The organism is Rhodophyticola sp. SM2404 (assembly GCF_053570515.1).
This window is the reverse complement of record NZ_JBSEDL010000001.1, coordinates 105,787-118,303: the sequence shown is the minus strand read 5'-3', so window position 1 is coordinate 118,303 and position 12,517 is coordinate 105,787. Positions and strand designations below refer to the sequence as shown.

At 55.4% G+C, this 12,517-nt stretch carries 13 protein-coding genes; 9 read left to right on the top strand and 4 right to left on the bottom strand.

Going from position 1 to position 12,517, the window contains the following annotated elements; translation table 11 throughout:
• Position 1: 1 nt before the first annotated feature.
• From ACTYEO_RS00585 to ACTYEO_RS00555, 7 genes are all read left to right on the top strand, one after another.
• Positions 2-1,039 carry a MaoC family dehydratase gene (locus ACTYEO_RS00585; protein WP_449321769.1) on the top strand — a complete coding sequence of 346 codons (1,038 nt, stop codon included), beginning with the start codon at positions 2-4 and terminating at the stop codon, positions 1,037-1,039.
• Positions 1,040-1,290: 251 nt separating this feature from the next.
• Positions 1,291-1,674 carry a succinate dehydrogenase, cytochrome b556 subunit gene (gene sdhC / locus ACTYEO_RS00580; RefSeq protein ID WP_449321768.1) on the top strand — a complete coding sequence of 128 codons (384 nt, stop codon included), beginning with the start codon at positions 1,291-1,293 and terminating at the stop codon, positions 1,672-1,674.
• A gap of 12 nt (positions 1,675-1,686) precedes the next feature.
• Entirely contained in the window at positions 1,687-2,058 is a 372-nt protein-coding gene (sdhD, locus tag ACTYEO_RS00575) for a succinate dehydrogenase, hydrophobic membrane anchor protein (RefSeq protein ID WP_449321767.1), read from the top strand.
• A 22-nt stretch (positions 2,059-2,080) separates the two neighbouring features.
• The gene (gene sdhA / locus ACTYEO_RS00570; protein ID WP_449321766.1) at positions 2,081-3,889 is read left to right on the top strand and encodes a succinate dehydrogenase flavoprotein subunit; all 1,809 of its coding nucleotides are present in this window, start codon (positions 2,081-2,083) and stop codon (positions 3,887-3,889) included.
• 9 nt (positions 3,890-3,898) lie between these two features.
• Positions 3,899-4,738, top strand: a complete 840-nt coding sequence (locus ACTYEO_RS00565) for a sulfotransferase domain-containing protein (RefSeq protein ID WP_449321765.1) — start codon at positions 3,899-3,901, stop codon at positions 4,736-4,738.
• Complete coding sequence (locus tag ACTYEO_RS00560) at positions 4,735-5,022, top strand: hypothetical protein (protein WP_449321764.1); 288 nt, start codon at positions 4,735-4,737, stop codon at positions 5,020-5,022. Before ACTYEO_RS00565 ends, ACTYEO_RS00560 begins: the two co-directional genes overlap by 4 nt.
• A gap of 27 nt (positions 5,023-5,049) precedes the next feature.
• Entirely contained in the window at positions 5,050-5,829 is a 780-nt protein-coding gene (locus tag ACTYEO_RS00555) for a succinate dehydrogenase iron-sulfur subunit (RefSeq protein WP_449321763.1), read from the top strand.
• Positions 5,830-6,066: 237 nt separating this feature from the next.
• Here ACTYEO_RS00555 and ACTYEO_RS00550 read toward each other — a convergent pair whose 3' ends face one another.
• On the bottom strand, positions 6,067-6,606 hold the full coding sequence (locus ACTYEO_RS00550) for a hypothetical protein (protein WP_449321762.1): 540 nt from the start codon (positions 6,604-6,606) through the stop codon (positions 6,067-6,069).
• A 205-nt stretch (positions 6,607-6,811) separates the two neighbouring features.
• On the opposite strand from ACTYEO_RS00550, the gene ACTYEO_RS00545 reads away from it, so the two are divergent.
• Positions 6,812-7,672, top strand: coding sequence for an urea carboxylase-associated family protein (locus ACTYEO_RS00545; RefSeq protein ID WP_449321761.1), 861 nt, complete (start codon positions 6,812-6,814; stop codon positions 7,670-7,672).
• 221 nt (positions 7,673-7,893) lie between these two features.
• Positions 7,894-9,066: a type III PLP-dependent enzyme gene (locus tag ACTYEO_RS00540; protein ID WP_449321760.1), complete on the top strand. Its 1,173-nt coding sequence runs from the start codon at positions 7,894-7,896 to the stop codon at positions 9,064-9,066.
• Positions 9,067-9,238: 172 nt separating this feature from the next.
• Here the strand turns inward: ACTYEO_RS00540 and deoD are convergent, their stop codons facing one another.
• From deoD to ACTYEO_RS00525, 3 genes are all read right to left on the bottom strand, one after another.
• Positions 9,239-9,943 (bottom strand): purine-nucleoside phosphorylase, encoded by a 705-nt coding sequence (gene deoD, locus ACTYEO_RS00535; protein WP_449321759.1) that lies wholly within the window; start codon positions 9,941-9,943, stop codon positions 9,239-9,241.
• Positions 9,944-9,945: 2 nt separating this feature from the next.
• A complete protein-coding gene (locus ACTYEO_RS00530; protein WP_449321758.1) occupies positions 9,946-10,254 on the bottom strand; it encodes an H-NS histone family protein in 309 nt (102 codons plus the stop codon).
• 138 nt (positions 10,255-10,392) lie between these two features.
• On the bottom strand, positions 10,393-12,360 hold the full coding sequence (locus ACTYEO_RS00525; RefSeq protein WP_449321757.1) for a methylmalonyl-CoA mutase family protein: 1,968 nt from the start codon (positions 12,358-12,360) through the stop codon (positions 10,393-10,395).
• Positions 12,361-12,517: the final 157 nt, after the last annotated feature.

Below are 12,517 nucleotides of genomic sequence, written 5' to 3'. Positions count from 1 at the left end.
GATGGCAAGCAAGACAAGCTCAGGCAATTTCTTTGAGGGTTACAGCCTCGGGCAGGTCTTTGAACATGCCGTTCCCCGCACCATCTCGGGCGGGGAGCGCGCGATCTACCATGCGCTCTACCCTGCGCGCCACGCGCTCTATTCCTCGGATGAGTTTGCGCGCGCCTGCGGTCTGCCGCAAAGCCCGATTGATGATCTGGCTGCTTTTCATATCGTTTTCGGAAAATCCGTTCCCGATATTTCGCTCAATGCTGTCGCCAATCTTGGCTATGCCGAGGCGCGCTGGCTGCATCCGGTCTATCCCGGAGATACGCTGCGCTCCTCGTCGGAGGTGATAGGCCTCAAGGAAAACTCTTCGGGAAAGACAGGCGTTGTCTATGTTCGCACGACAGGCACCAATCAACATGGCGCCAAGGTTATGGAGTTCTGCCGTTGGGTGATGGTCCGCAAGAAAGACCTTTCCGCGCCCGCCCCCGAAACGGTTGTGCCCGAACTTGCCTCTGCCTTGACGCCCGATCAATTGACCCTGCCCGAGGGGATCGATTTCTCGGGCTATGACTTCACCCAATCAGGCGAGCCGCACCGCTTTGCAGATTACGCGATTGGCGAAGTTATTGACCATGTGGATGGCGTCACCATTGAAGATGCCGAACATATGATGGCCACGCGGCTTTGGCAGAACACTGCCAAAACCCATTTTGATGCAACCAACAGGCCTGATGGCAAACGGTTGATTTATGGCGGCCACGTGATCTCGATGGCACGCGCGCTCAGTTTCAACGGGCTGGCCAATGCGCAATGTATCGTCGGGGTGAATGGCGGGGCGCATGCCAACCCCTGTTTTGCAGGTGATACGGTTCGGGCTTGGTCCGAGGTGCTTGATAAAGCGCCAACCACAGCCCCTGGCGTTGGTGCGATCCGCTTGCGCTTGGTGGCCGTCACCCAAGCGGGACAAGCTGGCGTATTGAAGGGTGAGGATGGCAAATACCTGCCCCATGTTCTGCTTGATTTGGATTATTGGGCCTTGATGCCACTGTAATGCCTTGCCCGCTGCCAAGCGGTGGCGAGCCTGAAAACCTTTCAATGGGTCCCCCGCGCCTCATCCAATCTGGATGCCTCATAATGTGATCACACGTTTTATTTTCGTGATCACAAACGGCAAACTGCGGCGTTTGGACCCAAGAATTTTGTCTAAAATCACCCCTGAACACGTGACAGAGGTTTAAAACTCGCTATGGATTGGCGTTATAAAGTATTCCAGACCAAGCATAACCTGAAAGGGTGTCCGCCATGGCAGACGTTAATCGGGGCAATCGTCCCCTGTCGCCCCATCTGCAGATCTACCGCCCGCAGCTGAACTCCATGACTTCGATTCTGAACCGCATCACGGGCAATGCGATGCTCGTTACCGCGCTTCTGATCATCTGGTGGCTGACCGCCGCTGCAACCAATGCCGCCTATTTCGAAATGGCAGATGGCATCCTGACATCCTTTGTCGGCGATATTGTAATGACATTATCGGTGCTCGGCCTGTGGTATCACGCGCTTGGCGGACTACGTCACCTGATATGGGACACCGGCCGCGGGCTGGATGTTGAAACAGCTGACAAAATGGGGTGGGGCATGCTGATTGGTTCGGTCGCCCTCACCTTCCTGACCGTCATCGCGATTTGAGGAGGTAGGCATATGAAATTCGCAACCGACCGCAAACGCGTCGAAGGCCTAGGCTCCTCACGGACCGGAACGCATCATTTCTGGGTCATGACCGTGACTTCGGTGGCCCTGTTGGTGCTGACTCCGCTATTCCTGTTCTCCTTCGGACCACTTCTGGGCGAGCCGCATGACGAGGTTATTGCAGCCCTGTCCCACCCCTTCCGCGCCGTCGTGACAGCATTGATGCTGATCGTCGGCCTTCATCATTTCCGTCTCGGCGTGCAGGTGCTCATTGAAGATTATGTGCATGGCCTCGCCCGCAAAATCTCGATCCTTGTAATGACCCTCGTTAGCTACGGGATGATGGCCGCTGGCCTCATCGCGCTGGCGATGATCGCGCTTTGAGACAACTGGAGCAGACCAAAAAATGACCGCTTCCTATGACATCACCCATCACAATTATGACGCCATCGTAGTCGGTGCGGGCGGCGCAGGTTTGCGCGCGACCCTCGGCTTGGCGGAACAAGGGCTGAAAACAGCCTGTGTGACCAAGGTTTTCCCCACCCGTTCGCACACAGTTGCGGCCCAAGGTGGTATTGCAGCATCGCTGTCCAATATGGGCCCTGATAACTGGCAATGGCATATGTATGACACCGTGAAAGGGTCGGACTGGCTCGGTGATACGGATGCGATGGAATATCTCGCCCGTGAGGCCCCCAAGGCGGTTTATGAGCTTGAGCATTACGGCGTGCCTTTCTCGCGCACCGAAGAGGGCAAAATTTACCAGCGTCCCTTTGGCGGGCACACAACCGAGTTTGGCGAAGGCCCGCCCGTTCAACGCACCTGCGCGGCGGCTGACCGCACGGGCCACGCCATGTTGCACACGCTTTATGGCCAGTCGCTCAAGAATAACGCGGAATTCTATATCGAGTATTTCGCAACCGATCTGATCATGTCGGACGATGGCCAATGCCAAGGCGTTCTGGCTTGGAAACTTGATGACGGCACGCTGCATGCGTTCAATGCCAAGATGGTCGTTCTGGCCACGGGCGGTTATGGCCGCGCCTATTTCTCGGCAACCTCGGCCCATACCTGCACAGGCGATGGTGGCGGCATGGTCGCGCGCCAAGGGCTCCCGCTTCAGGATATGGAATTTGTTCAGTTCCACCCCACTGGCATTTACGGTGCGGGCTGCCTGATTACTGAGGGTGCGCGCGGTGAAGGCGGCTACCTGACCAATTCCGAAGGTGAGCGCTTCATGGAGCGCTACGCGCCAACCTATAAAGACCTCGCCTCACGCGATGTGGTCAGCCGTTGCATGACCATGGAAATCCGTGAGGGCCGTGGTGTGGGCAAGGACGGAGACCATATTTACCTCCACCTCAACCACCTGCCGCCCGAGACATTGGCCCTGCGCCTTCCCGGCATCTCGGAAAGCGCGCGCATTTTCGCAGGCGTCGATCTGACCAAGGAACCGATCCCTGTTTTGCCAACCGTGCATTACAATATGGGCGGTATTCCAACCAATTATTGGGGCGAAGTCCTGAACCCAACCGCGAAAGACCCTGACGCAATTGTTCCGGGCTTGATGGCTGTGGGTGAAGCGGGCTGTGCCTCGGTGCATGGGGCCAACCGCCTCGGCTCGAACTCCTTGATCGACCTTGTGGTCTTTGGCCGCGCCGCCGCGATCAAGGCAGGGCAAGTGGTTGACCCAAGCACGGCCAACCAGCCGCTCAACCAAGCCAGCCTCGACAAGGCCGTCGCAAGGTTTGACGGGTTGCGCCACGCAAACGGCACCACAGCCACGGCCGAGCTGCGCCTTGAAATGCAGCGCAACATGCAAGCCGATGCGGCCGTGTTCCGCACCGACAAGACCTTGGGCGAGGGCGTCAAGAAAATGGAAGCTGTCGCCGCCAAGATGGATGACATCAAGGTCACCGACCGCTCCCTGATCTGGAACTCGGATTTGATGGAAACGCTTGAGCTGACCAACCTGATGCCCAATGCGATGGCCACCATCGTCTCGGCCGAGGCGCGCAAGGAAAGCCGCGGGGCGCATGCCCATGAGGATTACCCTGATCGCGACGACAAGACGTGGCGCAAGCACAGCCTTGCCGTTGTGGATGGCGCCAAGACAGATCTGTCCTATCGCCCCGTCCATCTCGACCCGCTGACCAAGGTGGAAGATGGTGGCATTGACCTCAAGAAGATCGCGCCCAAGGCGCGCGTCTACTAAGGTCAGGTGGTGATCGCGGTGCCCACAGAAGATTTCGAGGATGCGGTGGTCGATCAGGCCATCGCCCCCCGAATTATTTGCGTCGGCACACATCACAAAACAGGCACCCTTTGGATGCGATGGGTGTTCCGCAAACTCGCGGAAGAGCTTGGCCTGCCCTATGGCGTTGGCGGCTCCTTGGGCGAGGCGGGTATCAAACCAACCCTGCAGGATGACCGCAGCATCATTATGCAATGGTCGTCGAATTTCACGAACCGTTTGCTGCGCAGGGCCGATGCCCGCTTTCTGCATCTGATCCGCGATCCGCGTGATGTGCTGCTCTCTGGCATGAGCTATCACCGCCAGATTGATCCAGCGCGGGAACAGTTTCTATCAAAGCCGATCCCATCACTGGACGGGCGCAGCTATCAGGAGCATCTGAATTGGCTGGCATCCGACGAAGACCGCCTTTTGTTCGAGATGCGCGGCAAACATGCGCAAACCGTGGCTGAAATGCTGGCATGGGATTACACCCGCGATACCTGCGCAGAAGTCACCTATGAAGCCCTGATCACCGATACCGATGGCAGCTTGTTCCAAGATATCTTGCGGTTTCTTGGCCTCTCCGCTGAGGAGGCCGCTTTGGGCCGTAAAATCTTTGTCGAACGCAGCCTGTTTGGCCCGATGAAGCATGCAGGCTTTACACAGCAGGACCTCGACACTCATATTCAGTCAGGCAAACCACAGCGCTGGAAAACCGAGCTTCCCCGCGCCGTGGCCGAAACCTATGCCACGGAATTTGGCGATGCCTTGGTGAGCCTTGGATATGAAGACCACCCAAGCGCTTGGCTTGAGGAGATCGCGGCATGACCAGTGAAGCCACGATGTTCTTGGTGATTGCGGCAGGCTTGGTGCTCGCAGGTTGCGGCCCCGCCTCGCCTGAGCGCGCCTATGCCACCTGCTCCGAGCGGGCCCGCGCGGCCCTCGGGCCCACTGGCACCTTCAGCATTGGCACAGGCTCGGGCGGCACGCGCACGGGCGCCTCTATCAGTATTTCCACCGATTACCTCGCAGGGCGTGACCCGCATGAGGTCTATCAATCCTGTTACACCCAAATGACGGGCACTGCGCCCACACGCCCCCTGTCGCTTTGACAGGGGCAGATCGAGACGGAGAAGACCATGGCAGAATTTACTCTACCGAAGAACTCTCGGATCAAGACCGGAAAAACCTGGCCGAAACCAGCGGGCGCAAATAATCTGCGCAAGTTCCAGATCTATCGCTGGAACCCCGATGACGGCCAGAACCCTTCGGTTGATACCTATTGGGTTGATATGGACACCTGCGGCCCGATGGTTCTGGACGCGCTGATCAAGATCAAGAACGAGATCGACCCAACCCTGACCTTCCGCCGCTCCTGCCGCGAAGGTATCTGTGGGTCCTGCGCGATGAATATCGACGGGATCAACACCTTGGCCTGTATTTACGGGATGGATGAGATCAAGGGCGACGTAAAAATCTACCCCCTGCCCCATATGCCTGTGGTCAAAGACCTGATCCCAGACCTGACGCATTTCTATGCGCAGCATGCCTCGATCATGCCATGGCTCGAGACCAAGACACAGCGCCCCGAAAAGGAATGGCGCCAGTCGATTGATGACCGTGAAAAGCTCGATGGTCTCTATGAATGCGTCATGTGCGCCTGCTGCTCCACCTCCTGCCCCAGCTATTGGTGGAACGGTGACCGCTATCTCGGGCCAGCAGCCCTGCTGCATGCCTATCGCTGGATCATCGACAGCCGCGATGAAGCCACCGGCGAGCGTCTGGACGAGCTGGAAGACCCGTTCAAACTCTATCGCTGCCACACCATCATGAACTGCGCCAAGACCTGCCCCAAGGGTTTGAACCCCGCCAAGGCAATCACGCAAATCAAAAAGATGATGGTCGAGCGCCAAGTTTAAGCGCGGCAGCGCGAAACATAGCCTTTAGTTTTTTCACTACTCCACCCCTAGCCTATCTCGGGGTGGAGCCTTCTTATCTGCGCCCTAACATTTAACAAATTGCGACAGTCAGATGGGGTACTCGCGGCGGATACCACTCCGCAACCAAATTCCAACGCAATATGGCCATTGCGATAACGAATATTGCGTAGCACAACTCCTTCTCGACGGCACAGTCTACGGTACTCTCGCTCGATTTTACGCATTGTCGCCCCCCAAATGGACTTTCTTCACTCTCGCCGCTTCCCGCAGCATCAACGCAGGCGACCATTCTGGGCGGTGAGGAAAGCGAAACGACAAATCACGCCAAGCGTTTCTGCTCGTTCCAGACGCAACCTTTGAAGCCCATTCAGATGGAGTATAGCGGCCCGTCGAGTCTTCAATTTTTCCGTCGACCACTTTTGCAAAATGGTAGGCATTGGCATACTGCATTCTTACTTGAGAGCCATTTGGAACAACAACTTCCTTCCAAACCAGTGGCTTTATATCCTTCTGCTTCTCCCCATGATTTCTGTCAAAATCACGGGCAGCCCTGTCCGATAAAATTTCTGGGTAGTGCGCAGCCAAGAATTCCTCGAACCGCGTACCAAAAATGCCGTGAGCATCGTCCTCTTCGGTGAACTGAATGTGATCATCAAAGAGCATCAACGCGAACTCAATCAGATCGACCTTTCCATCAGAAAACCGAGTGACATCGTTGTACAACTTTCGAGGCACAGGGAGATAAATCATGTCCATTTCAACACTCCAATATTAGCTAAGATAGCGCTGATTTCGCTAATTCTACCATAGCTTAAAATTGCCCCCCCCCGCAAGAAGAATATTTAAAATAGCACGAAAAAAACTAAAACTGCGCGATCTTCAAAAACACGGGCGCCCCCAACGACACCACTTGCCAATTTCACACAGCCCTGCCTTCATCACCGAAAATAGGATGCCAGCGATGCCCAACCCAAATCTCGACCAAAACAACGCCCCCCATGACGCCGACGCCCGCCGCGCTGTCAAACCCGTGATCTGCTACCCCAATGACAGCCTGCCCCCCATCGATGCCGCACGCAGCACTGCTGCCAAAACGGGCCTCGTCAAACGCTCCGAGACCATCGCCCCCGCACGTGATGCGGCCTGTTTTCATGTGAAAGCCGGGCAGGTCTTCCGCATATCCTCGGTTGATGGCCCGCAGGTCGGTGATCTCAATCTTTGGAATGCGCATGATTTGTCCGAGCGGTTCTTCTCGGGCAAGACCCGCGCCTTACATGGCACACATGTCACAACGGGCGAACGGCTTTGGTCGAACCTGCCGCATCTGCGCCCGATGGCAACGATCATCGAGGATACGCTGAGCTGGTACGGCATCGATTCCTTTGGTGGCTCGGTCCATGACGTGATCGGCACCCGCTGCGACCCTTATACGCATAACCTGTTGTCAGGCGGGCAATACCATCATTGCTGCCACTCCAACCTAACGCGTGCGCTGGCCGATGAAACGGGGCTCTCCCTCGAGCAAGCCGAGCCGCATATCCATGACGTGCTCAATGTCTTCATGTGCACAGGCTTCACCCGCGACACGGGCCAGTATTTCATGAAAGCCAGCCCCGTTCGCCCCGGCGATCACATTGATTTTCTGGCAGAAATCGACCTGCTCGGCGCCCTCTCGGCTTGCCCGGGCGGGGATTGTAGCTCGGAGCATTCCTCCGACACAGCCGCCTGCTACCCCCTCAAGATCGAGGTTTTTGATTGCGACCTGACCCAAGATTTCCAGAGCGCAGACCTCAACGCCTATGATCAAAGCCATGGTCGCTGATCTCAACCCTTTTGGTCGCGCCTGCTGCCAAAGGTGATATTTTCAGATCCCTGAAAAATTCCACTTGCATCGACTCACCAAAACAAGCAAACGCCGCGACATAGACGCCAACGCACGCGCCTCTGGCGAGGTGGGCTAATTCCCACGTGGTTTACGTAGCGACGGTAACGTCTCCCTTGGAAGTGAGCGGTCATATATGGCCGGGTCTATTGGAGATGACCATGAACGCTACATACGCCGATTTCTCGGCAGCTACTGCTGTCGACGCATCCTCCCGCATTGAAACCTTCATTCGTGAGAACAGTTTTGACCAGCCCACGCTTGTCCTCGATATCGACCATGTGGAGGCGCAATATCACGCGCTCAAAGCAGGGCTTGGCAGGGCTGACATCCATTATGCCGTAAAAGCCAACCCAGAGCGTGAAGTGATCGCACGTCTGGTCGCGCTTGGTTCTCATTTTGATGCCGCCTCCCGTGGTGAGATCGAGTTGTGCCTATCGCTTGGCGCACGCCCCGAGACGATCTCCTTCGGAAATACAGTCAAACGCTGCAGTGATATCGCCTTTGCCTTCGCGGCTGGCATCACCCTCTTCGCAGCCGATGCCGAAGAAGAGCTGGAAAAAATCGCCAAATACGCCCCAAAGGCGCAGGTCTATATCCGCTTGATCGTTGAAGCCTCGGGAGCTGATTGGCCGCTGACCCGTAAATTCGGCACATCGCGCGACAAGGCGATCACGCTGCTGCACTATGCGCGCAAGCTTGGCCTCGACCCTGTGGGCTTCTCCTTCCATGTCGGCAGCCAAACCCGCGACCCCGCCATGTGGGCTGAAACCCTCGATCAAGTCGCAGCAATTTGGGCAGAGGCCTGCAAAGCAGGGTTCAACCTGACACTTCTCAATATCGGCGGCGGCTTCCCAGCCTTTTATGGCGACGCGATCCCGCATCCCACATTCTACGCGCAAAACGTCATGGAGCAGGTCACGCAACGCTTTGGTCAAGACATCCGCATCATGGCTGAGCCTGGTCGCGGGCTTGTCGCCGAAGCAGGCATGATCGCAGCCGAAGTGCTGCTTGTCTCCAGAAAATCCGATGATGATCTCTGCCGTTGGGTCTATCTTGATATCGGTAAGTTCTCTGGCCTCGCCGAAACCATGGATGAGGCCATCCGCTATCAATTCATCACCGATCACGACGATGAGGCGACAGGCCCATGCATTCTCGCAGGCCCCTCCTGCGACAGTGCCGATGTGCTCTATGAAAAGCGCCCCGTTCAATTGCCACTTGGCCTCAAGGGCGGCGATCGCATCATAATCCGGAATTGCGGGGCCTATACGTCAAGTTACAGCTCGGTCGGCTTCAACGGCTTCCCACCACTAAGCGTCGTCGTGATTTAAAAGACAATCGGGTGGCTCCAAGCTTCGCGGCCACCCCAGCATTTCTTTGTTTCCAAAATACCTCGGGGTGAATTGGCCAAAGGCCAAGAGGGGCAGCGCCCCTCTAAACTCTTCATAGACCATAAAGCCGCAATGCCCCCCAACTCAGCACCACCGAAACCGTGGGCATGGGTCAGGAAAATGCCGCCCCTAAAGCAATCTCGACCATATCGGAAAAGCTTGATTGCCGATCCGATGCAGGCAAGGCTTCATGCGTCAGGAGGTGGTCGGAAATCGTCAGAACTGCCAAAGCACGAATGCCATAGCGCGCTGCCAGATTATACAATTCGGCTGTTTCCATCTCGACGGCCAAAACCCCATGACGCGTCATTATTTCATTCAAATCAGGGCGTTCATCATAAAAAACATCTGAAGAATAAATGCCACCAACATGCGTGGGCACGTCCTTCTCCAAGGCAATGCGTTGCGCGGCTTGTAGCAAGTCAAAATCAGCACAGGGCGCAAAATTCAATTCACGAAAAATCCCTGATGAGGGCGAAGACAAAGTCGACGCAGTCATTGCTAAGACAACATCGCGCAGTCTTACCTTAGGTTGCATTCCACCTGCCGAGCCGATCCGGATGATGGTCTTGACGCCAAAATCCTTAATCAATTCATTTGCATAAATTGAAAAACTGGGCATTCCCATGCCAGAGCCGTGGATCGTAACAGGATGGCCATTCCAGCGCCCTGTAAATCCATAAATTCCCCGCACCTCATTCACGAGACGTGGTTCCTCTAGGAATGTTTCGGCCGCCCATTTAGCGCGGAGCGGGTCTCCGGGCATAAGAACCGTCTCGGCAATATCACCACGCTCCGCACCAATATGAACTGTCACCTTCAGATCGCCATATCATCCAGCGATTTTCCCGCAGCCAAGGCATCCTTGACCCAAGCAGGTTGGCGTCCGCGACCAGTCCATGTCTGGGATGCATCTTCAGGATTGGCGTATTTTGGTGGCGATTTGGGCCCAGTCGTCTTTTTACCCAGAATTTCCTCAAGGCTGAAACCATGTTCCTGAGCCGCTTTTTGAGCCGCGGCAAGCGCTTCTTTTCTTTTACGTTTTTCAAAATCGCGGATCGCAACATCCGCTTGCTTGCGCAAATCATGCAATTCCGAAAGCGACATTGTTGAAAGATCAATAGCCATTTTTAATTCTCCAAACTGGAAGTCAACCCATTCGGATAGAACTGAAAATCCATTTTAACAAGAAATTTCGATATCTACTTCAGCAAGAACGGGATGTCTTTTGATCGTCAACAACTGATGAAATTGGGGCCCCGAGCCCTATTCCGCAGCAATTGGGTTGGGCGCAGCCAGTGTCACAATATCCATCATGATCCGATTCAATTCAAAGTCTTTCGGCGTATAGATACGTGAAACGCCAAAGGAATTGAGGGCCTGCACATCTTCATCGGGAATAATGCCACCGACAATAACGGGGATATCTCCTAACCCCTCAGCACGCAGCCTCTCCATCACATCTTTGATCAAAGGGATATGGCTGCCCGACAGGATCGACAGGCCAATGACATGCGCATTTTCGGCCTTTGCAGCCTTAACAATCTGCTCGGGTGTCAGGCGTATCCCTTCATAGGAAATATCCATTCCGCAATCGCGTGCCCGAAATGCGATTTGTTCAGCCCCGTTCGAATGTCCGTCCAATCCCGGCTTTCCAACAAGAAATTTCAACCGTCGTCCCAGCTTGTCACTGACCAGATCAACGGCATCGCGAATATCATCCAAGCCTTCAGTTTTGTTTGAGACCGCTTTCGAAACACCCGTTGGCCCGCGATATTCCCCAAAGACGCCCCGCATAACACCCGCCCATTCACCAGTCGTCACGCCCGCTTTGGCAGCGGCGATTGAGGCAGGCATGATGTTTTCACCATCCATTGCGGCGGCTCGCAGCGCGGCCAAGGCTTGGGTCACCTCGCTTGCATCGCGCCCCTCGCGCCACGCTTTCAATCCATCAATCTGGCTCGCCTCCACTGCGGGATCAACCACCATGATGCCCCCATCGGCCCCGACCAGAGGGGAAGGCTCGGATTGGGTGAATCTATTAACACCGACAACAACCGTATTGCCTTGCTCGATACCGTTGACGCGGTCGGCATTGCTCTCGACGAGGCGGGATTTCATATAATCGATGGCTGCAATCGCCCCTCCCATGGAGTCGAGATTTGCCAATTCGGCCCTTGCACCTTCTTTCAAGGCCTCAACCTTGGCATCAACCACAGGATTGCCGTCAAACAGATCCTCATATTCCAAAAGGTCGGTTTCAAAGGCCATGATTTGCTGCATCCGCATGGACCATTGCTGGTCCCATGGGCGAGGAAGCCCCAAGGCCTCATTCCATGCAGGAAGCTGAACGGCCCTGGCCCGCGCCTTTTTTGACAAGGTCACGGCAAGCATTTCGATCAAAATACGGTAGACGTTATTCTCAGGCTGCTGCTCGGTCAGGCCAAGAGAATTGACCTGCACCCCATAGCGGAACCGCCTGAATTTCGCATCCTGCACACCGTAGCGCTCCAACAAGATCTCATCCCAGAGATCAACGAAAGCTCGCATCTTGCACATCTCGGTGACAAAACGGATACCCGCATTCACAAAGAAAGAAATCCGGCCACATAGGGCTGGAAAATCCTCGGCGGGAACGCGCGGCTTTAATGCATCAAGAACAGCAATCCCCGTTGCCAATGCAAAGGACAGCTCTTGCTCAGGCGTCGCGCCCGCTTCTTGCAAATGGTAGGAACACACATTCATCGGGTTCCATTTGGGCACATTGGAATAGCAATACTCCGCCACATCCGCGATCATTTTCAACGAGGGCTGTGGCGGGCAGATATAGGTGCCGCGGCTTAGATATTCTTTGATCAGATCGTTCTGCACAGTGCCCTGAAGCGCCGCGATATCGGCGCCTTGCTCTTCCGCCACAGCAATATAAAGCGACAGAAGCCAAGGCGCCGTCGCATTGATCGTCATGGAGGTATTCATCTTATCCAGCGGGATATCATCAAACAGCGCGCGCATATCACCCAGATGCGAAACAGGAACACCCACCTTGCCCACCTCGCCGCGTGCAAGCTCGTGGTCGCTGTCATAACCCGTCTGGGTGGGGAGATCGAAAGCAACCGAAAGGCCCGTCTGTCCCTTTTCAAGATTGCTTCGATACAAGGCGTTAGAGGCTTTTGCAGTCGAATGGCCTGCATAGGTTCGAATGAGCCAAGGCTTGTCTGAATGTTGCGCGGCCATTTTGCCTCCAGAATCGACAGATGCGTAATTTAATTTCACTTGGTGTGATATATGAACAATTATATGTCTCTGTCAATTCGCTGCATTGCGGCAAAATAATGCCGCTCCGCCACGTAACTTGTGATTGTGGGCAGCGGGCTTTCCTGCGAATTTCCCA